The 24,777-nt window shown below is 60.3% G+C and carries 25 protein-coding genes; 9 read left to right on the plus strand and 16 right to left on the minus strand.

Features of this window, described 5'->3' with window-relative positions:
* Positions 1 to 191: 191 nt before the first annotated feature.
* Both ACN0SW_RS09305 and ACN0SW_RS09310 read right to left on the minus strand, forming a co-directional pair.
* On the minus strand, positions 192 to 1,898 hold the full coding sequence (locus ACN0SW_RS09305) for an ABC transporter ATP-binding protein (RefSeq protein ID WP_417727640.1): 1,707 nt from the start codon (positions 1,896 to 1,898) through the stop codon (positions 192 to 194).
* Between the two features lie 125 nt (positions 1,899 to 2,023).
* The gene (locus tag ACN0SW_RS09310) at positions 2,024 to 2,437 is read right to left on the minus strand and encodes an Rrf2 family transcriptional regulator (protein ID WP_417727641.1); all 414 of its coding nucleotides are present in this window, start codon (positions 2,435 to 2,437) and stop codon (positions 2,024 to 2,026) included.
* Positions 2,438 to 2,726: 289 nt separating this feature from the next.
* On the opposite strand from ACN0SW_RS09310, the gene ACN0SW_RS09315 reads away from it, so the two are divergent.
* The 5 genes from ACN0SW_RS09315 (at position 2,727) to ubiV (ending at position 6,682) form a co-directional block, all read left to right on the plus strand.
* Positions 2,727 to 3,257, plus strand: coding sequence for a DUF2478 domain-containing protein (locus tag ACN0SW_RS09315; RefSeq protein ID WP_417727642.1), 531 nt, complete (start codon positions 2,727 to 2,729; stop codon positions 3,255 to 3,257).
* Positions 3,258 to 3,734: a hemerythrin domain-containing protein gene (locus tag ACN0SW_RS09320; protein WP_417727643.1), complete on the plus strand. Its 477-nt coding sequence runs from the start codon at positions 3,258 to 3,260 to the stop codon at positions 3,732 to 3,734.
* 508 nt (positions 3,735 to 4,242) lie between these two features.
* Positions 4,243 to 4,770 (plus strand): ubiquinone anaerobic biosynthesis accessory factor UbiT, encoded by a 528-nt coding sequence (gene ubiT / locus ACN0SW_RS09325; RefSeq protein ID WP_417727644.1) that lies wholly within the window; start codon positions 4,243 to 4,245, stop codon positions 4,768 to 4,770.
* The gene (gene ubiU / locus ACN0SW_RS09330; protein ID WP_417727645.1) at positions 4,767 to 5,765 is read left to right on the plus strand and encodes a ubiquinone anaerobic biosynthesis protein UbiU; all 999 of its coding nucleotides are present in this window, start codon (positions 4,767 to 4,769) and stop codon (positions 5,763 to 5,765) included. The genes ubiT and ubiU overlap by 4 nt, the downstream gene beginning before the upstream one ends.
* A 5-nt stretch (positions 5,766 to 5,770) precedes the next feature.
* Positions 5,771 to 6,682, plus strand: a complete 912-nt coding sequence (gene ubiV / locus ACN0SW_RS09335; protein ID WP_417727646.1) for a ubiquinone anaerobic biosynthesis protein UbiV — start codon at positions 5,771 to 5,773, stop codon at positions 6,680 to 6,682.
* A 226-nt stretch (positions 6,683 to 6,908) separates the two neighbouring features.
* Here the strand turns inward: ubiV and ACN0SW_RS09340 are convergent, their stop codons facing one another.
* The 5 genes from ACN0SW_RS09340 to ACN0SW_RS09360 form a co-directional block, all read right to left on the minus strand.
* Positions 6,909 to 7,655 carry an ABC transporter ATP-binding protein gene (locus tag ACN0SW_RS09340; protein ID WP_417727647.1) on the minus strand — a complete coding sequence of 249 codons (747 nt, stop codon included), beginning with the start codon at positions 7,653 to 7,655 and terminating at the stop codon, positions 6,909 to 6,911.
* Positions 7,652 to 8,437 carry an MlaE family ABC transporter permease gene (locus ACN0SW_RS09345; RefSeq protein WP_417727648.1) on the minus strand — a complete coding sequence of 262 codons (786 nt, stop codon included), beginning with the start codon at positions 8,435 to 8,437 and terminating at the stop codon, positions 7,652 to 7,654. Before ACN0SW_RS09345 ends, ACN0SW_RS09340 begins: the two co-directional genes overlap by 4 nt.
* The gene (gene alr / locus ACN0SW_RS09350) at positions 8,434 to 9,471 is read right to left on the minus strand and encodes an alanine racemase (protein ID WP_417727649.1); all 1,038 of its coding nucleotides are present in this window, start codon (positions 9,469 to 9,471) and stop codon (positions 8,434 to 8,436) included. The genes ACN0SW_RS09345 and alr overlap by 4 nt, the downstream gene beginning before the upstream one ends.
* A gap of 133 nt (positions 9,472 to 9,604) precedes the next feature.
* Entirely contained in the window at positions 9,605 to 9,718 is a 114-nt protein-coding gene (locus ACN0SW_RS09355) for an entericidin EcnA/B family protein (protein ID WP_417727650.1), read from the minus strand.
* Positions 9,719 to 9,762: 44 nt separating this feature from the next.
* The gene (locus ACN0SW_RS09360; RefSeq protein ID WP_417727651.1) at positions 9,763 to 11,586 is read right to left on the minus strand and encodes an extracellular solute-binding protein; all 1,824 of its coding nucleotides are present in this window, start codon (positions 11,584 to 11,586) and stop codon (positions 9,763 to 9,765) included.
* Between the two features lie 281 nt (positions 11,587 to 11,867).
* Here ACN0SW_RS09360 and ACN0SW_RS09365 point away from each other — a divergent pair, with 281 nt between their 5' ends.
* Positions 11,868 to 12,641: a 3-hydroxybutyrate dehydrogenase gene (locus tag ACN0SW_RS09365; protein ID WP_417727652.1), complete on the plus strand. Its 774-nt coding sequence runs from the start codon at positions 11,868 to 11,870 to the stop codon at positions 12,639 to 12,641.
* Between the two features lie 138 nt (positions 12,642 to 12,779).
* Here the strand turns inward: ACN0SW_RS09365 and ACN0SW_RS09370 are convergent, their stop codons facing one another.
* Entirely contained in the window at positions 12,780 to 13,475 is a 696-nt protein-coding gene (locus tag ACN0SW_RS09370) for a DUF502 domain-containing protein (RefSeq protein WP_417727653.1), read from the minus strand.
* A 260-nt stretch (positions 13,476 to 13,735) separates the two neighbouring features.
* Here ACN0SW_RS09370 and rpsB point away from each other — a divergent pair, with 260 nt between their 5' ends.
* Both rpsB and tsf read left to right on the plus strand, forming a co-directional pair.
* Positions 13,736 to 14,509, plus strand: a complete 774-nt coding sequence (gene rpsB, locus ACN0SW_RS09375; protein ID WP_417727654.1) for a 30S ribosomal protein S2 — start codon at positions 13,736 to 13,738, stop codon at positions 14,507 to 14,509.
* Positions 14,510 to 14,586: 77 nt separating this feature from the next.
* Entirely contained in the window at positions 14,587 to 15,459 is an 873-nt protein-coding gene (gene tsf / locus ACN0SW_RS09380) for a translation elongation factor Ts (RefSeq protein WP_417727655.1), read from the plus strand.
* A gap of 366 nt (positions 15,460 to 15,825) precedes the next feature.
* Here the strand turns inward: tsf and ACN0SW_RS09385 are convergent, their stop codons facing one another.
* The 5 genes from ACN0SW_RS09385 to ACN0SW_RS09405 all read right to left on the minus strand — a co-directional run bounded on the left by ACN0SW_RS09385 (position 15,826) and on the right by ACN0SW_RS09405 (position 21,287).
* The gene (locus ACN0SW_RS09385) at positions 15,826 to 16,581 is read right to left on the minus strand and encodes a LuxR family transcriptional regulator (protein ID WP_417727656.1); all 756 of its coding nucleotides are present in this window, start codon (positions 16,579 to 16,581) and stop codon (positions 15,826 to 15,828) included.
* Entirely contained in the window at positions 16,578 to 17,021 is a 444-nt protein-coding gene (gene aroQ / locus ACN0SW_RS09390; protein ID WP_417727657.1) for a type II 3-dehydroquinate dehydratase, read from the minus strand. The genes ACN0SW_RS09385 and aroQ overlap by 4 nt, the downstream gene beginning before the upstream one ends.
* Positions 17,022 to 17,302: 281 nt before the next feature.
* The gene (locus ACN0SW_RS09395; RefSeq protein WP_417727658.1) at positions 17,303 to 18,709 is read right to left on the minus strand and encodes an MATE family efflux transporter; all 1,407 of its coding nucleotides are present in this window, start codon (positions 18,707 to 18,709) and stop codon (positions 17,303 to 17,305) included.
* A gap of 91 nt (positions 18,710 to 18,800) precedes the next feature.
* Complete coding sequence (locus ACN0SW_RS09400) at positions 18,801 to 20,060, minus strand: NAD(P)/FAD-dependent oxidoreductase (protein WP_417727659.1); 1,260 nt, start codon at positions 20,058 to 20,060, stop codon at positions 18,801 to 18,803.
* A gap of 3 nt (positions 20,061 to 20,063) precedes the next feature.
* Positions 20,064 to 21,287 carry an acyl-CoA dehydrogenase gene (locus tag ACN0SW_RS09405; protein ID WP_417727660.1) on the minus strand — a complete coding sequence of 408 codons (1,224 nt, stop codon included), beginning with the start codon at positions 21,285 to 21,287 and terminating at the stop codon, positions 20,064 to 20,066.
* A 104-nt stretch (positions 21,288 to 21,391) separates the two neighbouring features.
* On the opposite strand from ACN0SW_RS09405, the gene ACN0SW_RS09410 reads away from it, so the two are divergent.
* Entirely contained in the window at positions 21,392 to 22,303 is a 912-nt protein-coding gene (locus ACN0SW_RS09410; RefSeq protein WP_417727661.1) for a LysR substrate-binding domain-containing protein, read from the plus strand.
* Between the two features lie 221 nt (positions 22,304 to 22,524).
* Here the strand turns inward: ACN0SW_RS09410 and phoB are convergent, their stop codons facing one another.
* From phoB to pstB, 3 genes are read right to left on the minus strand one after another with little or no spacing between them, the layout of a single operon-like run.
* Entirely contained in the window at positions 22,525 to 23,214 is a 690-nt protein-coding gene (phoB, locus tag ACN0SW_RS09415) for a phosphate regulon transcriptional regulator PhoB (RefSeq protein ID WP_417727662.1), read from the minus strand.
* A 15-nt stretch (positions 23,215 to 23,229) separates the two neighbouring features.
* The gene (gene phoU / locus ACN0SW_RS09420; RefSeq protein WP_417727663.1) at positions 23,230 to 23,955 is read right to left on the minus strand and encodes a phosphate signaling complex protein PhoU; all 726 of its coding nucleotides are present in this window, start codon (positions 23,953 to 23,955) and stop codon (positions 23,230 to 23,232) included.
* 10 nt (positions 23,956 to 23,965) lie between these two features.
* The gene (pstB, locus tag ACN0SW_RS09425; protein ID WP_417727664.1) at positions 23,966 to 24,766 is read right to left on the minus strand and encodes a phosphate ABC transporter ATP-binding protein PstB; all 801 of its coding nucleotides are present in this window, start codon (positions 24,764 to 24,766) and stop codon (positions 23,966 to 23,968) included.
* Between the last annotated feature and the right edge of the window lie 11 nt (positions 24,767 to 24,777).

Genomic DNA, 24,777 nt, shown 5'->3' on the forward strand with positions numbered 1-24,777 from the left:
ACCCAATCGGTGTTCCTGTGTGGCGGACTCTGTCAGGCTGTTGGGACGTCATCTGATCCGATCGTGCTGGTCCTAGTGTGGGTGCCGATGCTCACGGGGTACGATCTGCTATTCCAAACAGTGCTGCCATATCCCTAAAGCCCCCTCAAAACTCTCCGATGCGGCACCCGGCGGGCCTGCACGTTCGACGCCTATGCCGCACGAGCCGAGATGCTACCCACCTCGAGCCGGTGCACCACATCGGCGGCCCTTGCCAGGCCCTCGTTATGGGTGATGGCGAGGATGGTCAGTTCAGCCCTGAGCGTCTCCAGCGTGGCGATGATCTCGGCCTCGCTCTCGGGGTCGAGCGCGCTTGTCGCCTCGTCGAGAATGAGCAGGCATGGCGCGTTAATCAGCGCGCGCGCGATGGCGATGCGCTGACGCTGGCCGCCCGAGAGCCGCCCGCCCCGTTCGCCCACCCCTGTCTCCAACCCTTCGGGCAGGGCGCGCACAAAGTCCCAGGCCCCGGCCTTTTCCAGCGCCGCGATGGCGCGTTCTCTGGAAATCGCCGGATCACCCAGCGTGACATTGTGCAGAACCGTGTCATGCAGCAGAACCGTCTCCTGCGGCACATAGCCCACCATCCGTCGCCAAGTGCGCAGATCGATCGTGTCGAAGGGCACACCGTCGATGCGTATCTCGCCGCTCTCAGGTCGCAGAAGGCCGATCACAAGGTCGATGACTGTGGTCTTGCCCGAACCCGACGGCCCGACCAGCGTGGTGATCTGGTGTGCGGGAATATCGAGATCGAGACCGCTCAGAACCGAATGCCCCTCATAGGCAAAGCGCACATCGCTTAGCGTGATGCGGTGCTCCAGCGTCGGCGTGATATGACCACCCAGATGTTCCTGCTCGGATCTGGCCCGCGCGCTGGTGTCCTTGAGCGACCAATAAGCACTCTCGGCCTGTGCGAGTTTCTGATACTGTTTCTGCACTTTGCCAAGAAAGGCGAAGGTCCGCCCGAGCGCCACCGCGAGGATCAGCACGGTGGCGAACTCCATCGACAGGATGCCGATGGCCAGATAGACCCCCAAGGCGGTGAGCATAACGAACATCAGGTCCTGCCCGGAATCGAGCGCGGCCCCGGCCAGAACCTGCTTGCGCAGTGCCTTGTTGAGTCGGTTGGTCTCGGTGCGCAGCAACTCGTCGGTCAGTTCCTCGCGGGCCATCGCCTTGAGCGGTTTCACCGATTGCAGCGTGTCGGTGAGATGCGACATGAGCGACACCATGAGATCGGTCTGTCGCTTGCCCGCCCGACGCATCATCCGGACGAGGAAATGCGACATCCAGATCACTGCCGCGCCAGCCATGAGGCTGACCAGCGTCGCCTTCCACGACACCGCGAGCGCCACCGAGCCATAGACAATCGCCTGGATGAAGAAGGTGAGCGCCGTCGTGCCATTGAGATAGGCCTCCGAGGCGCGCTGAGCCTCGGTGGCAAGCGCATTGGTGAGCTTGCCCGTTGGCTGGTTGATAAAAAAGCTCCAGCGGCTGCGCATCATGTTGCGCAGCACTTTGAGCCGAAGATCGGTCGCCACCCGCGCCGCTGTATAGCCTACCTGCCGTTGTGCCACGAGTAGCAGGATGGCCTTGACCGTGGCCATGGCCACGATCAGCAGCAAGAGCGCGCCAAGCGTCGCTGGCACGCCCAGCCAGGCCAGCACGTCGAGCACCATCTGTTCCAGCTCGCCCGGCGGTTCGGCATTTGCCGCACCCTCGCCCGATGACAATGCGATTTTGAGCATCGGCAGCATCGCCGAGAGGCCCAGCCCCTCGGCCAACCCAGACAGGAACAGGGCCAGCACCATGAGTAAACTGGCCATTGGATAGTCACGGAAGAGTTGGATCATCAGGCGCATGGCTTGGCCCTCCGGTTGTGTTTGCGCTCTATCGCCTCAGGGTGTGGAGATGTCCATCGCCCGGAGGTCTGTTACGGCGCGGCATGCGCGCGCAGTGATGCGGGGGTGATCGTATGTGTTAGGCGTCAAGGATTTTCCGGGCGGTAGACGCAATCGGCCAATGTCGCCTGATTGAGGTCGGCTATGAAGGCTGCTTCGGCATGAGCAAGCCGCGCCTTCAGGCGACAGCGCGGTGTGAGCGTACAGGTGTTACCAACGGCGGCGAAGCATTCCACCAACGCTTGATCCGCCTCTAGGTCAGCCACCACGTCGCCCAGCCGGATATGCCCGGCCGACCGCGCAAGGATCGCGCCGCCGCCGCCGCCTCTGCGGGTTTCGAGATACCCCGCGCTGGCAAGAGCAGAAATCACCTTGGCAAGATGATTGCGCGAAATGTGGAACTCATCAGCCAACTCTGCAGTGGTGAAGGGCCGTTCAGGCGCTCCTGCCATCCGCATGAGGACGCGTAGACCGAAGTCAGTGAAGGAGGTGAGGCGCAAGGTCGCGGTCCCGAATTGGTAATTGAAGTGCGTATTTCGAGGGTGATATACGCATTCTGAATACCAATTAGTTCCGGGCCGCGCAAGCTCCGGACGACGCGCCGGAGAAAAGGGCTCTCGATGAAGGATTTCCCCGAAACTGTCAGGAGCACTGACTCACAGCATGAGGCAGGGGCCCTGTATCACATCCCGACCCGATATCATGTGATGCATTGGGCCGATCTGGACACGCATATCGCGTTGGAGAACGACGCGCCGTTTCGCCATATTGAGGCGACGTGAAGCGATCATGCGACTTGCCGGGGTGACAGGAATAGGGCACGGCGCGACGGATCGGTTACTGACCTCCGTTGCCGACCGTCTGGCACGGCAGGGCGTCCGGTTGGTGGGCGCGCTACGCCCCGTGTCTTTGAAAGACGGGGCAGGACATTGCGATAGCAACCTGTGGCTGCTTCCCAAAGGGCCGCTCGTGCGGATCACGCAGGATCTGGGCCAGGGTTCGACGGCCTGCCGGATGGATCAGGGCGCCTTTGAAGGGGCCGTCGGGCTGGTCACGTCCCGATTGCAGGCGGGCGACGCCGACCTCTTCATTCTCAACAAGTTTGGTCTCAGCGAAGCGGAGGGGCGCGGTTTTCGTGCCCTGATGGCAGAGGCGCTCGGACGCGGCGTGCCGGTCCTGATCGGCGTTTCAGATACCCATCGCGCCGCCTTTGATCGTTTTACTGAAGGCATGGCGGTGCACCTGCCGCCAGAGGAGGACGCAGTCCTTGCCTGGTGCCGGGCGGCTGTCGCCGACGCAACCCTTACAGAGGAGATGTGAATGCAAAATTCCACGAGTAACACCCCGATGGATGTGTTGATCGAACATATCCGCACCCGCTACCACGAAACGCACCGGCGCGAATTCCCCGATCTGATCGCGCTGGCCCGCAAGGTCGAGACCGCTCACGCAACCGATCCCAACACCCCGCACGGGCTGACCCATGCGCTGGAATCGATGATCGCCGAATTGGAAGCGCATATGCGCGAAGAAGAAGAGATCGTCTTTCCGGAAATCCGGGCCGGACACGGCGCTCGGGCGGCCAGAGCCATTCCGGGCCTGCGCGCGGCCCATGACGGGCAGGAAGCGGCGCTGAACCGGATCGCGGCGATCACCCATGGGTTTCGGTTGCCCGATTACGCCTGCCAGAGTTGGCGGCGTCTTTATTACGGGCTCGGCAAACTGGTTGAGGATCTTGACGAGCACATGCATCTCGAAAATGAAGTGCTGTTTCCGCGACTTGGGTCACGCACATGAGCGAGCGGGCCACATATCTCGCGCCATCCTGCATGGCGGAGAAGATGGCCCCTTGGTATTTCGATCCGCTGGGCATGGACCCGGAGCAGGCGCGGAACGCAGCACGCTTGCGCCGGGTCGGCCTTAGGATGGGGCTCGGCCAGACTGCAAGGGCGCAGGCGAGCAAGTTCCTCTGCGGTCATCTTGCGATAATCCCTGCCGCGCGCGGTATCAGGCGGGGGCCCATGCTCGCAGAGAACGGGCCGATCCTGTCCAATCTGCACGGCGAGCGCGTCCTCATCACCCCAACGGCGGTCGAAACCCGCCGCCCCCCATTCGTGTTCCGCCGCTGGACGCCAGAGACCCATTTGAATCGCGGACACCGGAACATTCGCGTGCCGTCGCCCTTCACCATAGGCATCGCGTTTACAGCGGCCGAACTGCTGACGATCTACTCACAACCCCATACCATTCCGCTCGGCCTGATCCTGACAGAGGTCGGCGTGACGGCAGAGCGAGAGGAATTCCCATGCGTATCATCAGCGAAACGACCGCCCCGATTGGCTCGGGGCAGGGTGCCATTGCGCGATTGGCTTGTCTCGCACTTCAGCCGGTGCTCTCGCGGATCGTCCGGCGGATCGCCACGCGGCATCCCTCGCTTTTCGCGCGACTCGGGCCGCATCAGACGACTGATTTCCTGATAGACGCGGTCGAACTGCCCTTCGCACTGCATCTGCGCCCCGATCCGCAGGCGCTGATCTTTCGGGCTGTGCCGCGCGCTGCCGCGCCACGCGCAGGCGCCACCATCCGGGGACGGTTCCTGCTGCTGCTGGAACTGATTGATGCAGAAGAGGACGGCGATGCGGCCTTTTTCTCGCGCGATCTGGAGGTGTCGGGTGACACCGAAGCGGTAGTGCGGCTGCGAAACGCGCTCGACGATATCGACGGCTCGCTGGCTGAGGAGACGGCGGCGATGTTCGGCCCGCCCGGACGGGCGGTCCTTGCACGGATGCGCCGGGCTTACTCCGCCACAAGAGAAGGACAAGAAACACGATGAGCCTTGCCGAACTGATTTGTCCTGCGGGAACCCCTGCCGCGCTGCGCACCGCCGTGGATGCGGGTGCCGACGCCGTCTATTGCGGGTTCCAAGACGCGACCAACGCGCGCAATTTTCCGGGGCTGAACTTCACCCCCGAAGAACTGGCCGAGGCGGTGACCTATGCCCACGCGCACGGCACAAAGGTACTGCTGGCGCTCAACACCTATCCGCCGGCGGGCAAGGTCGATCTCTGGCGGCAGGCTGCGGATACCGGGGCGCAGATCGGGGTCGATGCCTTCATCGTCGCCGACATGGGTGTGGCCGACTATATCGCGCGCACCCATCCGGGTATCCGCCTGCATCTGTCGGTACAGGCGGCGGCCTCTTCTCCTGAGGCAATCCGCTATTATTGCGCGCATTTCGGGGTGAAGCGCGTGGTCCTGCCGCGCATCCTGACGATCCCCGAGATCCGTCAGCTCCGCAAGGAGATCCCCTGTGAGATCGAGACCTTCATCTTCGGCAACCACGGGCTGATGGTCGAAGGGCGGTGCAGCCTGACCAACTACCTCACGGGGCAATCGACCAACATGGACGGCGTCTGCTCACCTGCCTCGGATGTGGAATATGCCCGCGATGCCGACGGCTCGATGTCCTCGCAGCTTGCGGGCTTTACCATCGACCGTTTCGGACCCGACGAAAAGGCGGGCTATCCCACGATCTGCAAGGGCCGCTACACCGCGCCGCACCGTCCCGAAGGCTACTATGCCTTCGAGGAGCCGGTCAGTTTGAACCTCTCCCGGCTCTTGCCCGAGTTGATCGACGCAGGCGTGCATGCCTTCAAGATCGAGGGGCGGCAACGATCGAAAAGCTATGTACGCGGCGTGGTGCGCGCCTTTAGGGCGGCGGTGGATGACATTCGCGCTGGACGGCCGGCCAATTTCGCGGACCTCGTCGCGCTGACCGAGGGGCAAAAACAGACCCAAGGTGCCTTTGAAACAAAAAAATGGCGGTGACAAAGATGACGAAACTGACCCTCGGCCCTATCGCCTACCACTGGTCCGCTGAGGCCCGCCGCGACTTTTACGCTCGCATCTCTGACGAAGCTCCGGTGGATGAAGTCTATCTCGGCGAGGTGATCTGTTCCAAGCGCGCGCCCTTCCATGAGGCCGATCTGCCCGCCACGATCGAGCGGCTGGAGCGCGGCGGCAAGACGGTGATCCTGTCGACATTGGCCGAAGTCATGCTGAAGCGCGAGCGCAAGGCGACCGAGGATATGGCTGCGATGGAGGCGCCCGAAATCGAGATCAACAATGCCGCAGGGCTGTTTGTACGCGGGACACGACCGCATCGTATTGGTTCTTTTATGAACGCCTATAACGAAGCGACGATCACATGGATGGCGGGGCACGGTGCAACCCATGTCTGCCTTCCCTCCGAGATGCCCGCCCCCGCAATTGCCGTCGCGGCGCGGGCGGCCCGCGCTATGGGGCTTGGCGTGGAGGTGCAGGTGTTCGGTCGTGCCTCGCTGGCAGTGTCGGCCCGTTGTTACCATGCCCGCGCCCATGGCCGCACCAAGGACAACTGTCAGTTCGTCTGCGAAGACGATCCCGACGGCATGGCCTTGCGCACCCGCGACAATCAGCCGATCCTGCGGGTAAACGGTATCCAGACACAATCCGATAGCTACATTGACCTGCTGCCAGAAACCACAAGGCTGGTGGCTGACGGTGTCTCTCATCTGCGCCTGATGCCACAGGCTGTAAACATGGTCGGCGTCGCGCAGGTGTTTCGGGAGACTGTGGATGGGAGGCTCTCACCCGATGAGGCCGACGCGCGCCTTACCGCGCTGTGCGGGGATACGCGCCGGAGCAATGGCTTCTACCATGGCGTGGCGGGTTACCGTCGGATCGCCATGGCGGCCCCGGCCTGACGGCGTGAAGATGCCACAGACCATGGCTTCGACCACCTAGCAGATGCACGCCTGGGCGGGCGCGATACTCGTGACCTATGGGTTCTGCGGGGCGGCAGTCTGGGCGTCCGGATGAAGGCGGGAATCATACCAAAGATCGCGGGTCCGGTGCCACGATGCCAATGCTTGCCAGAGTGCAAGGCCCGCGAAAACGGGGAACGCCAAGATCAGCGCCAAGTTCCATCCTTCACCGCACCGCCTCGATCGGTCCTTCGGCGCGGCCATGGATGAACTGGTCGAGATAGGGATCGCCCGAGTTGTCCATCTGGCCCACCGGGCCGGTCCATTTGATCACCCCGTCATGCAGCATGGCGACATTGTCAGCGATGGCGCGCACGCTCGTCATATCGTGAGTGATGGTCATGGCGGTGGCACCCATTTCGGTGACGATCTCGCGGATCAGATCGTTGATGACGCCGGCCATGATCGGGTCGAGGCCGGTTGTCGGCTCGTCAAAAAAGATGATCTCGGGTTCGGCGGCGATGGCGCGGGCGAGGCCTACACGCTTTTGCATACCGCCCGAAAGCTCGGCGGGGAATTTATCGGCCACATCGGGTTTGAGGCCGACACGGCGCAGTTTCTCGATGGCGATCTCGCGGGCCTCGGACAGAGGGCGCTTGAGCGAGCCGCGCAGCAGACGGAAGGCGACGTTTTGCCAGACGGGCAGCGAGTCAAAGAGCGCGCCGCCCTGAAACAGCATGCCGAAGCGGGCGAGAAAGGCGTCGCGGTCGCCTTTGGTCACGTCCTGTCCGTCCAGCGTGATGGTACCGCTGTCCGGGCGGATGAGGCCGAGGATACATTTCAGCGCCACGGATTTGCCGGTGCCCGAACCGCCGATAATCACCAGAGAGGTGCCTGATGGAATGGTCAGATCAACGCCTCGCAGGACGTGGTTGTTGCCAAAGGCCTTGCGAACGTCTCTTAGCTCAATCATGCCGAGAAAAACACCTCTGTCAGAAGGTAGTTGGCCGCGAGGATCAGCACAGAGGCCGCCACCACCGCTGATTTGGTGGCGCGGCCCACGCCCTGTGCACCACGGCCTGAATTCATGCCATAGTAGCAGCCCATCAGCGCCACGATAAAGCCGAAGGCCGCGCCCTTGATGAGGCCCGAGACCACGTCCCATGTTTCCAGAAAATCAATGGTGTTGTGCAGATAGGTGGCGGCAGAGAAATCGAGCCGCCCCACGCCCACCAGAAAGCCGCCCATGATGCCGATTGCATCGCCGACGCCCACCAGCACCGGCACCGCAAGGGTGGCAGCCAGCACGCGCGGCAGGGTGAGGTATTTCATTGGGTTGGTGGAGAGGGTGGTGAGTGCGTCGATCTGCTCTGTCACCTTCATGGTGCCGATCTCGGCGGCGATGGAAGAGGCCACACGCGCGGCCACCATGAGGCCGCCCAACACGGGGCCAAGTTCGCGGGTGAGGCCAATGGCGACAATCGAGGGCACCACAGTTTCCGCGTTGAAACGCGCGCCGCCCGCGTAGATCTGAAGCGCCAGAGCGCCGCCGGTAAAGAGCGCCGTCATGCCCACCACCGGCAGCGAGAGCCAACCGATCTGCACCAGCGCATGCAGAAATTCGCGCCAGTAGAAGGGGGGGCGCGCCAATTGGCTGAGGGTGTCGCTGGCAAAGAGCGTGATCCGCCCCATCGAGGCCAGTCCCGCCAGAACGGTGCGGCCGATGCTGGCCAGAAAGCCGAGAATAAAGGTCATCCGCCGATATAGCGCCGCGTATAGCGCGCCCCCAGTGAGGTCAGGATTTCATAGCCGATGGTGCCCGCGTTATCGGCCAGTGTGTCGATGCCCTGATGCGGGCCCAAGAGTTGCAGGCTTTTGGGGTCGTGTTTCAGATTGGTGATATCAACGCCGATCAGGTCCATCGAGATGCGGCCCGCAATGGGGCAGGGGGTGTCCTCGGCCCAGAGGCTGGTTTTCGGCCCCATGGCGCGCAGGATACCATCGGCATAGCCTGCGGCCACGGTGGCAATGCGGGTGTCGCGGGCAGCAGTAAAGCTGTTGGCATAGCCCACCGTCTCGCCTGCCGCCAGATCGCGGCATTGGATGACCGGAATGTCGAGCGTGACGACCGCGCGGGCATTCTCGAACGGTCGCCCGCCATAGACACCTATGCCGGGGCGGGAGAGTTCAAAATGATAGGCCGCATCAAGCAGGACCGCGCCGGTATTGGCCAAGCTGCGCGGCACGTCGAGACCGTCGGTCATCTCGTGAAAGGCCGCAAGCTGCTGTGGGTTCATCGCGTGATCCGGCTCGTCGGCGCAGGCAAGGTGCGACATGATCAAGGCGGGCTCTTGGGCGAGTGCAATCTGACGCACGGCCGCCCATTCGGCGGGTTCCATCCCCAAGCGGTTCATTCCGGTGTCGAGCTGAATGCCAAAGGGGTGTCCGGGCAGGGCTTCGACATGGCGGATCATCTGATCAAGCGAATTGATCATCGGGATCAGGTCCATATCACCGATCATATCCGCATCGCCGGGCATATGGCCGGAGAACACATAGATCGCATGCTCGCGCCCGAGGGTGTCACGCAGGGCGGCCCCCTCTTCGGCCACAGCAACGAAGAAGTGACGTGCCCCGGCACGCGCCAAGCTGCGGGCCACCTTGGCAGCGCCCAGGCCATAGGCATCAGCCTTGACCACGGCGGCGGTTTCGCCTGCGGTCATGGCATCAAGCGCGCGCCAGTTGGCGACGACGGCATCAAGATCGATGGTAAGGACTGCGGTGCTCATGGCTCGGGTTTTGACAGGATGGGCGGGGGCGTCAAGGGGAAAGGCATGTTTGGTTTGTGCTCACGCCACCCAACCCTGCACCCGGAGGGCGGCAGGTGACACAAGGTTCACCGTGAAGGGAACGTTAAGCGGATCAGAACCAGCTCTGAACGCCGCGTGCGGCACCCGATATGTCACGGCCCACACCATCAACAGTGGCACAACCGGTCAATGTCACAATGAGGGCGAGCGCAATCAGTTTTCGCATGGGTTTGCCTGTCATTTGCCTGTGTCTGCTGCGATTTGTTCTTATTATTCTTCCAGCCACCATACCTCGGGGAGAAAGCCAATACCATCCCCATAGATCGGAAGCCGGTCCACAGGGTATTTCAACTGTGACTTATGCGCAATACGACCCACGCTATATTGATGGATCGGGATCACGTAGCGCCCGGCGGTCAGCACCCGATCAAGGGCGCGGGTGGCGGCGACGAATTCGGCGCGATCGCGGGCCGTCAGCATGGCGCGGATCATCGCTTCGGCAGCGGGGGATTTCATGCCCATGAGATTGCGGCTGCCGGGTTGGTCGGCATATTCAGCACCCCAATAATAGGTCTGCTCATTGCCGGGGCTGAGCGACAGGGACCGGCGCATCATGGTGAGATCAAAGTCGAAATTCGCCTCGCGTTCGGCATATTGCGCCTTGTCGGTCATTTCGACCGTGAGGGTGATGCCCAGACGATCGAGGGCGCGGACATAGATATCCATCATCGCACTGGCCTGTGCTATGAGCCCATCCTGTTGCAAAAGCACGGTCAGATTGAGTGGGGTGCCCTGAGCATTCACAAGGCGGCCATTTTGCACGCGCCAGCCGGCCTCGGACAGCAGATCGACGGCGCGACGCAGATTGCCGCGATTGCGCGCGGTGCCATCGCCCACCGGCAGGCTGTAGCCGTCGAGCGTGCCGGGCAGGAGGGTGTCGGCGTAGGGTTCCAGAAGGGCGCGCACCCGGCCCGTGGCGGGGCCGTGATCCATACCCAGTTCCGACCCGGAGAAGTACGAGGTGATGCGCGGTTGGCGCCCGCCGGTCAGCGTGTCGTTGATATACTCGAAGTTAAAGGCGGTGATCAGCGCCTCGCGCACCCGCCAATCATCGAGCGGGGGGCGACGCGTGTTCATGACAAAGCCGGTCATGCCCGACGGTTTGCCGTGAGGGATTTCACTCAGCACGATCTCGCCGCGCTGCACGGCGGGAAAATCATATTGGCTGGCCCATGCCTCGGCGTTGAATTCGCGAACGTAGCTGACAAGCCCTGCCTTGAACGCCTCTTTCAGCACGGTGTCATCACCGTAGAATTCGATGCGGATCTCGTCGAAATTGTTGGTGCCGCGTCTCAGCGGCAGGTCGCGGCCCCAATAGTCAGGGTTCCGGGTCAGCGTGACGTGGCGGTTGATTTCATACTCTCGGACCACATAGGGTCCGGTGCCAAGGGGGATGTCTTCTACTCCGGCCTCTGTGATGTCGCGCCCCTCCCACTGGGATTTTTGCAGGATCGGACGCAAACCGGCCAAGAGAGCCAGTTCGCGGTCGTCTTCGTTAAAGGTCAGGCGCAGGGACCGCGGGCCAGTTTGTGCGATCTGCGCAACCTTGCCCCAGAACCCCCGATACCTTGGGTGTCCACGCGTGCCCAAAGTCTCATAGGACCAAAGCACATCCTCGATGGTAACGGGTGTCCCATCCGAGAATCGGGCCTCGGGGCGGAGGGTGAATTCGACCCATGTGCGGGCCTCGTCGGTCTCGACCGATTCGGCCAGAAGACCGTAAAGCGTGAAGGGTTCGTCCCAGGATCGGCCCATCAGGCTCTCATGTGTGAGGTCCGCCAATTGCCAGGGCGGGCTGCCGCGCAGGATGAAGGGATTGAGCGAATCAAAGCCCCCCACGTTGCCGGTCACGACCTTGCCGCCCTTGGGGGCATCCGGATTGGCATAGGGCAGCGACACAAAATCAGGTGGGAGCGCCGGGGTGCCATACATAGCTATGCCATGCGCGGGGCTGGCAATCCCCTGAGAGGTCATGCATGCTAGGATCATCGCACTCAGTCCGGCCCTCAGGCAGCGGAAAAATTCTGATCTCATTTCAGCGACAATCCTCAATCATCCTTGTTTGTCTCGGCCGGACCCTAGAGAGGGATTCATGGGTTTTCAAACTTTTAGCTTGGAGTGCGGCGCAGGATTGCTTATAAAGGGGGCACTGCTCGATAGGTTTCTTGCCTGTATGAAACCTGCCTCAATAACTCAACGCCCGCCTTGTGCGGGCGTTTTTTTTGGGTCTCCTCGCAAGAGCGTGATTGGTATTTCCGTGCAATTCGCAGATGCAGCACATATGCTGCAGCGCAATGTTTATTGGGAGAAAGAGCATGAGCGTCAAAGGTAAAACCGCCATCATCACCGGTTCGAATTCCGGCATCGGCCTTGGTATTGCCGAAGAGCTGGCGCGGGCTGGGGTCAATGTGGTGCTGAACTCCTTTACCGATTCGGAAGATGATCACGCGCTGGCTGAGCGAATCGCCAAGCAAACCGGAGTCGAGGTGCGCTATATTCAGGCCGACATGTCCAAAGGCGATCAATGTCGGGCGCTGATTGAAAAGGCGGGGCGCTGCGATATTCTGGTGAACAATGCCGGGATTCAGCATGTGGCGCCGATTGACGAATTTCCGACCGCCAAGTGGGACGCGATCATCGCGATCAACCTCAATTCGGCGTTTCATACCACCGCCGCCGCGCTGCCCTTGATGCGCAAGGCGGGATGGGGGCGGGTGATCAACATCGCCAGCGCCCATGGCCTGACCGCCAGCCCCTATAAATCCGCATATGTGGCGGCCAAGCATGGCATTGTCGGGCTGACCAAGGTCACGGCGCTGGAGACCGCAAAAGAGCCGATCACCGCCAATGCAATCTGTCCCGGCTATGTGCTGACCCCGCTGGTCGAGGCACAGATTCCTGACACGATGGAGAAATACGGCATGGGCCGCGAGGAGGTGATCGAAAAGGTCATGCTGGAGCGGCAACCGTCCAAGGAGTTCGCCACAACCGAGCAATTGGGCGGCACGGCGCTGTTCCTGTGCTCTGACGCGGCGGCACAGATCACCGGCACGACGATCAGTGTCGATGGGGGTTGGACCGCGCTCTGAAGTTGTCGGAGCATGCAGTGAGCTGAGCAGTGCCCGCCCGAACGGGCGCCGCGCGGCGGTGTCTGCAACCCCTTGATTGCGCGACTCCACGCAAACGGAATTGGGGGTAATGTCGGTCACAGGCCAAAATCGCCCGCCTCATCCCCCAGTCTTATTGCGCAGTTCCTCGAGTTTTTTCTGGCCCGGATAGACCAGACCGGCGGAAATCACCAGTTTGGCCGCGTCTTCGATGGACATGTCCAATTCAATCACGTCAGCGCGCGGGAAATAGAGCAGAAACCCGGACGTGGGGTTGGGCGTCGTGGGCACAAAGATGCTGAGCACCTCGTCCTCGGTTTGGACCTTGTCACTGATTTCGCCACGCGCCTCGGTCGAGATGAAGCCGATGGCCCAGATCCCTTTGCGCGGATATTCCACGAGGCAGGCCTTCTCAAAGCTGCGTTCAGATTGGGCAAAAACCGTCTCGGCAATCTGTTTCACGCCGGAATAAATCGAACGCACCACGGGCATGCGATTGACAAAGGATTCCGCGAAGTGGATCAGCGACCGCCCAATCAGCCCCTTGGCGACCCAGCCCACGAATACGGTGAAGATCAGAAAGATGATCGCGCCGACGCCGCGCAGGTTGATACCGATATATTGCTCGGGCTGGTATTTCGCGGGAATGAGCGGCAGCACGAAGCCGTCAACCCAACCGATCAGCGTCCACATCAGCCAGAGCGTGAGGCCCACAGGGGCGATCACCACAAGCCCGGTCAGAAAAGATGCCCTGAGCCCGGCAAAACGACGGGGTTTGCGAGGGGCAGGGGTGAGATCGTCAAAGGGCGTGTTCATAGGTATTCCATCGGGCGGACCATGCCGTTATCTAGGCACAATACCAAGCGCTCACAATGGGCCATCGCGGCCACGCCTGCGGAGGCCAGTAAAAACCCGGTCCGGGGGCTTGTGCCTAGGCGCGAGGGCGGGTATACGCGCGCCACTGAACCCCGCAGGTATGGGCGGGCTGACTGGGGGAGACATCCCCATCAGTCCACCGGTTGAAGCACCCGCTTCTCTTCCCATGCCGAGGCGAAAACCGGAAAAGGAAACGAGACATGGCTCTTCCCGAGTTCACGATGCGTCAGCTTTTGGAAGCTGGCGTTCACTTTGGTCACCAGACGCAGCGCTGGAATCCCCGCATGGGCGAATTCATCTACGGCGCGCGCAACGGCATTCACATCATGGATCTGACGCAGACCGTGCCGCTGCTCGATGCAGCGTTGCATGCGATCCGCGAGACCGTAGCCAAGAACGGCCGCGTTCTGTTTGTCGGCACCAAGCGTCAAGCCGCACAGCCGGTGGCCGAAGCCGCTGAGAAATGCGCACAGTATTACATGAACCACCGCTGGCTTGGTGGCACGCTGACCAACTGGCAGACCGTGTCAAAATCGATCCAGCGTCTCAAGCAGATCGACGAGATGATGGAAGGCGGTGCTGAGGGCCTGACCAAGAAAGAGCGTCTTGGGATCGAGCGTGATCAGATCAAGCTTCAGGCAAGCCTGGGCGGTATCCGCGAGATGGGCGGTGTGCCGGACATGCTGTTCGTGATCGACGTCAAGAAAGAAGCCCTCGCAGTGGCTGAAGCCAACAAGCTGGGTATTCCGGTGGTCGGCGTGGTTGACACCAATTGCTCGCCCGATGGCATCGACTATATCATCCCGGGTAACGACGACGCGGCACGCGCCATCGCACTTTACTGCGATCTGGTCAGCCGTGCGGCTCTGGACGGCATGTCGGCCCAATTGGGCGCGGCAGGGGTTGACCTTGGCGCACTGGAAGAGGCGCCGGTCGAAGAGGTTCTCGTCGAGACCGCTGACGTCGAAGGCTGAAGCCTGCGTCAAGAAACTGATATGGGGGCAGGGGTATCCCGCCCCCAATTCCTAGACTGATTTTGAGGAGAGCCAGCATGGCGATCACTGCTGCAATGGTAAAAGAACTGCGCGAAAGCACGGGCGCAGGCATGATGGACGCAAAGAAAGCGTTGACCGAAACCGATGGTGACATGGAAGCGGCGGTCGATTGGCTGCGCACCAAAGGTCTGGCCAAGGCCGCCAAGAAATCCGGCCGCACCGCGGCTGAAGGTCTTGTTGCTGTGAAGGTTGCAGGCGGCGTGGGCATTGCGGTCGAGATCAATTCCGAGACTGACTTTGTCGCCAAGAATGCAGACTTTCAAGCGATGGTTGCACAGATTGCCGAAACGGCAACGGGGGTTCAAACGATCGATGATCTGAAGGTCGCGACCGTGAATGGCAAGACCGTGGCCGACCTTGTGACGGATAAGATCGCCACGATCGGTGAGAACCTGGCCCTGCGCCGGATGGCACGGATCGAAGGTGATGGCGTGGTCTCTTACGTCCACAACGCCGCTGCCGACGGCATGGGAAAAATTGGTGTTCTGGTGGCCTTTAAGGGCGACGAGAGCTTTGCCCGTCAGGTGGCGATGCATGTCGCCGCGACCAATCCCGCCGCGCTGAACGAGGCCGTTCTGGATCCGGCCATTGTCGAAAAAGAACGTCAGGTTCAGATCGACATCGCGCGCGAATCCGGCAAGCCCGATGCGGTGATCGAAAAGATGATCGTTGGCCGCATGGCAAAGTTCATGGCCGAGGTTACACTGATGGGGCAATCTTTCGTAATGAACCCCGACCTGACAGTCGAAGCCGCAGCCAAGGACGCCGGAACCGAGATCATCGGTTTTGTCCGTCTGGAAGTGGGTGAAGGTATCGAGAAGCGGGAAGAAGATTTCGCAGCCGAAGTGGCAAAGGTCGCTCAGGGCTGATACCGCTATACTACAGCTTTAAGGGGCGTCCTTTTTGGGCGCCCTTTTTCATTTTACCCGCTGTGAAACTAAAAACGGTGTCATCCAAACTGGATGACACCGTTCTTGGTCATGTCGTCTATTGGGGATGAAACGACAATTAGGTAGCGCCGACCGCTAATCCAGATGAATAAGAACCAGCGGCCGGCATCCGGTATTAGCCGGAACAGAACGCCTCATCCGCAGAATAACTCGGATGACACGACCCGTAATGCTCCCAGGCAAAAAAGCCACCACTCACGGAACAGTGATATAATGCAACGTTACGTCAATTTAAGAAAGTAAGGGTTTCCTTACCATCCGATAATTTTCTGATTTTAAAGTATTTTATCTCTCAAGAATGAAAATCTGATTTTGAAAAGCAGCCTTGAGAACTGCTTGTGCCGTGGTTTCAACAGACAGCGCCTGACGTGCAAGACGAAGGTGCTTTTCCACTGTGGCGTGCGTCAGTCCCATGATGGTTGCGATGTCCTGAACCGTTTTGCCATCGCCGACCCAGCCGAGAACCTCGCGCTGTCTTGGGGTCAGAGCACGACCGGACGCGGTGTAGGGCAGGGAGAGGATCTGCAGATGCGCCACATTGTTCAGAGCAAGGATTTGCTCTCCGCAGCGTTTCCAGAGCACATCCACCTCTGATTGCGTCATGCCATCTTTTGCGGTGAGGGCTATGGCCCCTTTGGCGCGCGGGCTGTGAGATTTAAAGCTGATGGAATAACCGGCCCTGACACCTTGCGAGCAATTGAATTCATACACCCTGCGTTCCTCTGGTGTGAGCCCTCCGTTTTCGATCATATCGCCAAGGACGGACCAAGAGCAGGCCCCGTCATTCTCAAGTGCCCAACGGACCATTGGAGCGTGGAAATAAAGTCCTTCGCCCACGAACACATCCGTATAGCTCTGATCATGATTGGTCAGCAGCAGGAAATCATGGGGGTCACCCAAGGAGGTTGCGGTGAGATAGCGTGTATAACCATAGATCAACCTGTCAAAGCCGTACTCTGCCATGAACCGGGTATGAATATCCCAGAGTTCCTCCATGGACCCGGCATTCAACAGGGAATTGACCCTGGAGGCTTCTATCATCCGGTGGTCTCCAAATGACCGAGCAACGCATCAAGGGCCAGAACATAGCCACGCGCGCCAAACCCGCAAATGACACCCAGAGCCACCCGCGCGATATAGGATTGGTGCCGAAACGCCTCGCGGGCGTGAACGTTGGACAGATGCAGTTCGATCGTTGGAATGGCGACAGAACTGATCGCATCCATAAGCGCGACGGAGGTATGAGTATAGGCTCCGGCGTTCAGGATGATCCCATCGTAGGTCCCACGCGCCGCATGAATGGCGTCGAGCAGAGCGCCTTCGTGATTGCTCTGTGCAAACTCTACCGTAACATTGCGCTGTGCGGCGGCGTCGCGGCACATGGCTTCAATGTCTTTGAGCGTTGTGCGCCCGTAAACCTCTGGCTGCCGGGTGCCCAAAAGATTGAGGTTCGGGCCGTTCAAGAAAAGAATTGCTGTCATTGTAAAGCTCCTAAAGCCCTCTCTTAAACGGCGAATCTTTGCTATGTCGAGACCTCGATGATCGCAGCGCACGGATCAAAAGCAAAGAAGAACCATGTGATATTGTAAGGAAGTTGCGCGGACAACGAAAGGTCAGAACACACTTGGAATGTCAAGATTAAGAGTTCTACATAAACAACTATTTAAAAAGAGATATTTCCCCTCAATCAGGATGAGGAGACGGCAGGATGATATCAGCATTAATTACATAATACTGATTATGCGAAACAGTGATACACGCATCAGGACCTGCTGCAGCGGTTCATGACAATCTGCATACGGTGATCAGGACAGGTGAAATGCCCCAAGAGCGGGTCTTTACAAGGCGCCCCGATCACTCTCAGGCTGAGCCATGTGGCAAGTGCCGCAAACACCACCCCACCAAGCGCCTGTCCTACGAGCACGCCCTGTGCGCCCCAGACCGCGCCGAAAGCCACGGCAAAGGGCCATATCCCCAAGGTATTGCGCGCCCAGTTAACCGAGGTGGAATATCCCGGATGGCCAAGGTTATTGAACGAGGCATTGGCCACAAAAATCGTGCCGTTGAAAAAAGACGCCAGCGCCAGAGGCCCGAGGTAAAGATATAACAAGCCGCGCATTTCACCGGTTGCACTGAACAGGTCGGCAATCGGTGCGCGCAACACGAAGAGCAGCGCAGACATGGCAATCACATACATAGCCAGAAACTTTATGCCGTCAAAGAAGGTCTCTTGCACCCGGTCCAGACGCCCTGCCCCGAAATTCTGACCGAAAATCGGACCAATTGCGCCCGACAGTGCGAGAACAACAGAAAAAACCACAGGCACGAGCCGATTGATGACTGCCATACCCGCCACGGCATCCGCGCCGTATTTCGCCATTTCCCGCGTCACAATGGCGGCACCGACCGGGGTTGCAATGGTTGCCAGCACCGCCGGAACCGCGATCTTGATCGCCCCGCCACAATCGCGGAGGACACAGCCCAAGTGCGGTTTGGAAAAGGCATTGTAGCGCGATATCGCCAAGCTGAGAGCCAGCACCATGGTTGCTACCCGTGCCAGTACGGTTGCCACAGCGGCACCCTCTAGCCCCATACTCAAAGAAAAGATCAGGATTGGGTCCAGCACAAGGTTGACGGCCGCGCCCAGAAGCGCCGGATACATCGCCCCGCGCGCATCACCATAAGCTCTCAGCACCGCCACCGCCACCATTGAGAGGCCCGAAACAAAGGTCGTGGGCAGGATGATCCACAGGTAGGTCGCCGCCATCTCACGCATGGCACCCTGCGCCCCGATCAGCCCGAGAATATCGCCGATGAATGGCAGGGCCAGAAGCGGCAGAACAAGGCCCACCGCAAGGGCGATGACAGCCGTAGAGCTTGCGTAATCGCGTGCGGCGGTGCGATCCACCCGCCCTTCTGCCTGAGCGACAAGCGCACCTGCAGCGATTGAAAGCCCTATATTGACCGCACTGGCAAAGAACATGACCGTGCTGGCATAGCCTGCGGCAGCAGCCAGCTCTTCTCGACCCAGCATGGAAATGAACAGGATATCAATGAGATCAACGGCAAAAATAGCCATCAACCCGATGCTGGAGGTGAAGGACATCACAGATATATGTCTGAAAAGATTGCCTCGGGTAAAACTGCCGCCGGTCTCGGTAAGGGCCATGTCATGCTCCTGTTACATCACGGGTGCTGACATATTCCTATGGCACCGCAACGCAATTGCAAGCCGATCAACATTCAGTGTGCAAATCTGCTCAGAGGCGGGCCGCTGCCAGATGCACCATACGCGCACCGGCCTCATAATACATTGATTTGAGCGTTACGAAGTGCTCTGTGTGCTGATCGACCACCGGAACCGGCAGATCGGTTTCGTCACCGCTCAAAAGGGCGTGAGCCGCTGCATGACCAAACACGGTACCCGGTCCGATGCCACGCCCCGAATAGCCAAAAATCGCAAGCGCCCCCTGCCCCATGCGTAGAATGCGTGGCAGGTGGTCGTGGGTCATGGCGATCCGTCCAGCCCAGGCATGCGCGATCTCTGCATTGGCAAGGCGTGGAAAGAGCCGCGCGAGTTTGCGACGGGCCCAATTGGCGTGCAGGTCAACATCACCGCCCATTCCACCCAAGATCACACGCCCAGCCTGATCGCGGCGCACAGAAGTCATGACCAGCCCGGTATCCCAGCATCCCTCTCCTCCGGCCAGAATATCACCCCCAAGATTGTCACCGATTGGGGCTGTAGCGATCTGAAAATACTGCACAATTGGTATATCTGGACGTGTTACATGAGTGACCGGGCGGTGATAGGCATTGGTGGCAATAAGCAGGGTGCGCGCCCGCAGTTTGCCGCCAGGGGTGGTGATGATCCACTGGCCGGTGCGGCGCTCGGCGGCCGTGACTGGGGTTTGTTCGTGGAGCATTGCGCCAGCCTCACGGGCGGCGCGGGCGAGGCCACGCGCATAGGCAAGCGGCTGGATCGTTCCGGCGCGCGCATCGTGAAGGGCGCCATGAAAGCGTTCTGTTCCAAGACGTTGCGCGGTTTCCGCGGCATTCAGAAGGCGGACAGGCGCGCCGCGGGCGCTGAGCTGAGCCAAGCGCGATTGCAACTGTGCGATCGCTGCGGGGGCATGCGCCAGATGCAACGTGCCCGCGCGGGTGGGTTCGCAGGCGATCTTGTGACGCTCGATCAGGTCAAAGACCTGTGTCGGGGCCTCTGCAAGCACCCTATTGAGATGCTCACCCTGTTGATTTCCAATAATTTTACAGACATCGTCCGGCGGCAACCAGAGACCTGCATTGACCAGACCGACGTTGCGGCCAGAGCCGCCCTCGCCCACGGTATCGGCCTCGAGAACGGTGACATCAGCCCCCTGCCCTGCGGCATGCAGCGCCGCTGACAATCCCGTGAAGCCTGCGCCGATAATGGCCAAATCAACGCTGCGTTCGCCGCGCAGGGGGGGCGCAGCGAAGGATTCGGCGGCGCTGTCCCGCCAAAGATTGCCCAAACCGGACATCGCTCAGAAAAACGCCTGAAGCCCGGTCTGTGCGCGGCCCAAAATCAGCGCATGCACGTCATGGGTGCCCTCATAGGTGTTGACGGTCTCAAGGTTAACCATGTGCCTAATCACTTGAAACTCCTCCGAAATTCCGTTTCCACCGTGCATGTCGCGGGCATGGCGGGCAATCTCGAGCGCCTTGCCACAGTTGTTGCGCTTGATCATCGAGATCATCTCGGGGGCGGCGTTGGCTTCGTCCATCAGGCGGCCAACGCGCAGGGCAGCCTGCAGGCCAAGGGTGATTTCGGTCTGCATGTTGGCCAGCTTCAACTGAAACAGTTGGGTTTGTGCCAAGGGGCGGTTGAACTGTTTGCGGTCAAGACCGTATTGCCGGGACGCGTGCCAGCAGAATTCGGCGGCGCCCATAACCCCCCAAGCGATGCCGTACCGGGCGCGGTTCAAACATCCAAATGGCCCTTTAAGCCCTTGAACATTCGGCAAAAGTGCGGATTCCGGCACCTCGACATTATCCATTACAATCTCGCCGGTGACAGAGGCGCGCAGGCTGAGTTTACCGCCCACCTTGGGGGCGCTCAGGCCCTTCATGCCTTTTTCGAGGATGAAGCCACGGATCTTGCCGTCATGGGCCTCGGACTTGGCCCAGACCACGAAAACATCTGCGATCGGGCTGTTGGAAATCCACATCTTGCTGCCGGTGATGCGATAGCCACTATCTGTGCGCTGTGCGCGGGTTTTCATACCCGCCGGGTCGCTGCCGGCGTCGGGCTCAGTCAGGCCAAAACAACCAATCAAGTCACCGCTCGCGAGACCGGGCAGGTACTTGCGGCGCTGCTCTTCGGAGCCATAAGCATAGATCGGATACATCACGAGCGAGGATTGCACGCTCATCATCGAGCGGTAACCCGAATCAACCCGTTCGATTTCACGAGCGACGAGGCCATAGCTGACATAGCTCGATCCAAGCCCGCCGTATTCCTCGGGAATGGTGGTGCCCAAGAGGCCCATCTGCCCCATTTCCTTGAAGATTTCGGGGTCCACGCGCTCTTCACGGTAGGCCGCGATGACACGCGGTTGGAGCACGTCCTGCGCAAAGGTGCGAGCGCTTGTCGCGATCATACGCTCTTCTTCGGAGAGTTGATCATTGAGGCGGAAGGGATCAGCCCAATCAAAAGAGTTAAGATCCGGTGCATCCTTGGCACGCAGTGTCGGCGTCTTAGCGTTCATGACGGGCTCCTTATGAGTATTTTTACGAGTTGAGGGCAGGTTACACTGGCAAAACGCCTATGAATAACGATAATTTCACATGGACATATGAGTAAATCGCAAGAATGACCCTGCCCCGCCGCTTTCTTCCGTCAATCTCGTCGTTGCGCGCGCTGGAGGCGCTGGACCGTCTGGGCAGTGCCACGGCGGCGGCAACCGAGCTGTCGCAGACCCAAAGTGCGGTCAGCAGACAATTGAAAACATTAGAAGATCAGCTGGGCGTGGCACTGATTGTGCGCCAAGGTCGGAGCATCCATCTGACCCCTGAGGCGGCGGATTATGCGGATAAGATCCGGGGCGCGTTGCAACAGATTGCGCAGGCCTCGGTCAAGCTGACGGTCAATCCTGTGGGTGGCAGCCTCAGTCTGGCGATTCTGCCCACCTTTGGCATGCGCTGGCTGGTGCCCCGTCTGGCCGAATTTGCACGGCTGCACCCTGAAGTGACGATCAACCTGTCCACCCGGCTGAAGCCGTTTAACTTTGTCTCTGAACCCTTTGATGCTGCTATACATTTTGGAAAAGCAGATTGGCTGGGAACCGAAGCGCTGCGGCTGCGAACCGAGCGCGTCGTGGCCGTGGCAACCCCTGAGTTTCTGGCCAAACATGGGCCGGTTTCAGAGGCGCGTGACGTGCTGCGTCTGCCGCTCTTGCATATTGAAACCCGGCCAAATGCGTGGCCTGCGTGGTTCGAAGCGCAGGGGGTTTCAGGCGCAAAGGTCAACGGCACGATCTATGATCAATTTTCAACCATTACGCAGGCCGCGCTGCATGGGTTGGGGGTGGCGCTGTTGCCAGATTATCTGGCCGAGCAGGATTTGGCGACGGGCCGCCTTACATCAGTTTGGGGCGATAGAACCTTGATTTCAGGTGCATATTACCTAGTCTGGCCGATTCAGAACGGACGTGATCCGGCGCTGCGCAAGTTCCGTGACTGGCTGGTGGGTCAGGCTGAGGATGAGGATCTTTTGCCGCGCTGAGCGACTGTATTTCTAAAAGGTTAATTCGGCAGAGTTGTACGTTTGTGCGGGTTTTCTGTACGGTTTTAACGTTTTGGTAAGCCTTGGCGCGCATCCTACGTCTTGTGGGGCGTCTGGGGAACCGTGGCTGATCCCCCCTGCCCAAACGTGAACCGGAGCGCGGCATCGTTAACGGCAGGGGTCTGGCCATGGCGCGGCAAGCGGGGGCCCGTGTCGCGCTGTCAGCCCAGGGCATAGCCTGCGCCGCGCACGGTGCGCAGCGGATCATCGCCGCCATATTGGCAGAGGGCTTTGCGCAGCCGCCCGATATGCACGTCCACGGTGCGGGTATCGACATAGATGTCGCGGCCCCAGACCCGGTCAAGGAGTTGCTCGCGCGACCAGACGCGCCCCGGCTTTTCCATGAAGGTGGAAAGCAGGCGAAATTCGGTGGGGCCGAGTTTCAGCGGCTTTTCCCTGCGCGTGACACGGTGGGTTTCGGCATCGAGCACGATGTCGAGATATTCCAGCCTCTCGCCCACCGTGGCGGGACGGGTGCGGCGCAGCTGCGCGCGCACGCGGGCCATGAGTTCGACCAGAGAATAGGGTTTGATGACATAGTCATCGGCCCCGGTTTCCAGCCCGCGCACGCGGTCCACCTCTTCGGAGCGGGCCGAGAGCATGATGATCGGGATGTTGCGGGTTTCGGAGCGGGTCTTGAGCTGGCGGCATACCTCGATGCCTGAAACATTTGGCATCATCCAGTCGAGCACGATGACGTCGGGGGGCGTCTCGGCCACGAGCAGGAGGGCCTCTTCGCCATTGGTGGCGGTGAGGACGTGAAAGCCGTCGGCCTGAAGATTATAGGCGAGCACCTCGCGTTGCGCGGGTTCGTCTTCGACCAAGAGCACGATGGGCTGATCTGCGGACATCTTCTGGCTCCTGTCCTAGGTGCCGGGCTCGGGCGCGAGGCTGGCGTCAACCGAGGTGGCGTCCCCCTTGGGGCGGGGATCGTCAGGGAGCGCGCCAGAGACGAGATAGATCACCTGTTCGGCGATGGCGGTCACAAGATCGCCCATGCGTTCGGTGTTTTTGGCGATGAAATGCAGATGCATGCAGGGGGTGATGTTGCGGGGATCTTCCATCATGAAGGTCAGGAATTCGCGGAAAATCGCGTTATACATCTGATCGACATCCTGATCGCGGCGGATCACCTCTTGGGCGAGTTCCAGGTCGCGGTGGATATAGGCGTCGAGCACGTCCTTGAGCATTGTCTCGACTTCGCGGGCCATGCGGCGGAGTCCTGCGAGCGAGCCGCTGACGGTCGTCATCTGGCTTAGGACCGAGGTGCGTTTGGCCATGTTCTTGGCATAGTCGCCGATGCGCTCCAAGCTGGCGGAAATCTTGATCACCGTGAGGATCAGGCGCAGGTCGCGCGCGGCGGGGGCGCGCAGGGCGAGCACGCGGGCGGCCTCTTCGTTGATCTGCTCTTCGAGGGCGTCAATCGCCTTGTCGCGGTTGCGCACCGCTTCGGCGAGTTCCTCGTCAGAGGTTTCGAGCGAGCAGGCGGCATCGGAAATCGCGCGCTCGACCATACCGCCCATTTTCATGATGTGGGCCTGAATGGTTTCGAGATCACGGTCGAAGGAGGAAACGATGTGCTGATCGGACATGGACTGTTCCTTAGCCAATGCGCCCGGTGATGTAGCTCTCGGTGCGCGCATCCCGTGGGTTGGTGAAAATCTGACCGGTGTCGCCCAATTCGACGAGATGGCCCAAGTGGAAGAAGGCGGTGCGCTGGCTGACGCGGGCCGCCTGCTGCATCGAATGGGTGACGATCACCACCGAGAATTCCTGACGCAACTCGTCGATCAGTTCCTCGACCTGAGCGGTGGCGATGGGATCAAGCGCCGAGCAGGGTTCGTCCATCAAGAGCACCTCGGGAGAGGTGGCCACGGCGCGGGCGATGCAGAGGCGCTGCTGCTGGCCACCCGACAGGCCGGTGCCGGATGCGTCGAGCCGGTCCTTGACCTCGGTCCAGAGGGCGGCGCGGCGCAGGGATTTCTCGACGATCTCGTCAAGCTCCGCCTTGGTGCGGGCGAGGCCGTGGATGCGGGGGCCGTAGGCGACGTTGTCATAGATCGATTTGGGGAATGGGTTGGGTTTCTGAAACACCATGCCGACCTTGGCGCGCAATTGCACCGGATCGACCTTGCGGTCATAGATGTCTTCGCCGTCGATGCGGATGTCACCCTCGACCCGGCAGATGTCGATGGTGTCGTTCATCCGGTTGATACAGCGCAGAAAGGTGGATTTTCCACAGCCCGAGGGGCCGATGAAGGCGGTCACGGTCTTGTCGAGGATATCGACATCGACATCCTTGATGGCGTGGGTGTCGCCATAATAGACCTGAACCTTGCGCGCGGAAATTTTGATGTCAGTGTTGGTCACTTTGGTCTCCGCGAATCTTGGGGCGTCATACATGGGTCTATACC

Source organism: Roseovarius sp. (assembly GCF_048262375.1).
Lineage (GTDB): Bacteria > Pseudomonadota > Alphaproteobacteria > Rhodobacterales > Rhodobacteraceae > Roseovarius.

What these genes read in the sequence shown, in the direction of transcription:
- rpsB (WP_417727654.1), top strand. Translation starts at nt 13,736, where the DNA reads ATGGCTCTTCCCGAGTTCACGATGCGTCAGCTTTTGGAAGCTGGCGTT.
- tsf (WP_417727655.1), top strand. Translation starts at nt 14,587, where the DNA reads ATGGCGATCACTGCTGCAATGGTAAAAGAACTGCGCGAAAGCACGGGC.
- ACN0SW_RS09365 (WP_417727652.1), top strand. Translation starts at nt 11,868, where the DNA reads ATGAGCGTCAAAGGTAAAACCGCCATCATCACCGGTTCGAATTCCGGC.
- alr (WP_417727649.1), bottom strand. Translation starts at nt 9,471, where the DNA reads ATGAGCACCGCAGTCCTTACCATCGATCTTGATGCCGTCGTCGCCAAC.
- ACN0SW_RS09385 (WP_417727656.1), bottom strand. Translation starts at nt 16,581, where the DNA reads ATGATAGAAGCCTCCAGGGTCAATTCCCTGTTGAATGCCGGGTCCATG.
- ubiV (WP_417727646.1), top strand. Translation starts at nt 5,771, where the DNA reads ATGACGAAACTGACCCTCGGCCCTATCGCCTACCACTGGTCCGCTGAG.
- ACN0SW_RS09340 (WP_417727647.1), bottom strand. Translation starts at nt 7,655, where the DNA reads ATGATTGAGCTAAGAGACGTTCGCAAGGCCTTTGGCAACAACCACGTC.
- aroQ (WP_417727657.1), bottom strand. Translation starts at nt 17,021, where the DNA reads ATGACAGCAATTCTTTTCTTGAACGGCCCGAACCTCAATCTTTTGGGC.
- ACN0SW_RS09355 (WP_417727650.1), bottom strand. Translation starts at nt 9,718, where the DNA reads ATGCGAAAACTGATTGCGCTCGCCCTCATTGTGACATTGACCGGTTGT.
- ACN0SW_RS09410 (WP_417727661.1), top strand. Translation starts at nt 21,392, where the DNA reads ATGACCCTGCCCCGCCGCTTTCTTCCGTCAATCTCGTCGTTGCGCGCG.
- phoU (WP_417727663.1), bottom strand. Translation starts at nt 23,955, where the DNA reads ATGTCCGATCAGCACATCGTTTCCTCCTTCGACCGTGATCTCGAAACC.
- ACN0SW_RS09370 (WP_417727653.1), bottom strand. Translation starts at nt 13,475, where the DNA reads ATGAACACGCCCTTTGACGATCTCACCCCTGCCCCTCGCAAACCCCGT.
- ACN0SW_RS09345 (WP_417727648.1), bottom strand. Translation starts at nt 8,437, where the DNA reads ATGACCTTTATTCTCGGCTTTCTGGCCAGCATCGGCCGCACCGTTCTG.
- ubiT (WP_417727644.1), top strand. Translation starts at nt 4,243, where the DNA reads ATGCGTATCATCAGCGAAACGACCGCCCCGATTGGCTCGGGGCAGGGT.
- pstB (WP_417727664.1), bottom strand. Translation starts at nt 24,766, where the DNA reads ATGTATGACGCCCCAAGATTCGCGGAGACCAAAGTGACCAACACTGAC.
- ACN0SW_RS09315 (WP_417727642.1), top strand. Translation starts at nt 2,727, where the DNA reads ATGCGACTTGCCGGGGTGACAGGAATAGGGCACGGCGCGACGGATCGG.
- ACN0SW_RS09405 (WP_417727660.1), bottom strand. Translation starts at nt 21,287, where the DNA reads ATGAACGCTAAGACGCCGACACTGCGTGCCAAGGATGCACCGGATCTT.
- ACN0SW_RS09320 (WP_417727643.1), top strand. Translation starts at nt 3,258, where the DNA reads ATGCAAAATTCCACGAGTAACACCCCGATGGATGTGTTGATCGAACAT.
- ACN0SW_RS09360 (WP_417727651.1), bottom strand. Translation starts at nt 11,586, where the DNA reads ATGAGATCAGAATTTTTCCGCTGCCTGAGGGCCGGACTGAGTGCGATG.
- ACN0SW_RS09400 (WP_417727659.1), bottom strand. Translation starts at nt 20,060, where the DNA reads ATGTCCGGTTTGGGCAATCTTTGGCGGGACAGCGCCGCCGAATCCTTC.
- phoB (WP_417727662.1), bottom strand. Translation starts at nt 23,214, where the DNA reads ATGTCCGCAGATCAGCCCATCGTGCTCTTGGTCGAAGACGAACCCGCG.
- ACN0SW_RS09305 (WP_417727640.1), bottom strand. Translation starts at nt 1,898, where the DNA reads ATGCGCCTGATGATCCAACTCTTCCGTGACTATCCAATGGCCAGTTTA.
- ACN0SW_RS09395 (WP_417727658.1), bottom strand. Translation starts at nt 18,709, where the DNA reads ATGGCCCTTACCGAGACCGGCGGCAGTTTTACCCGAGGCAATCTTTTC.
- ubiU (WP_417727645.1), top strand. Translation starts at nt 4,767, where the DNA reads ATGAGCCTTGCCGAACTGATTTGTCCTGCGGGAACCCCTGCCGCGCTG.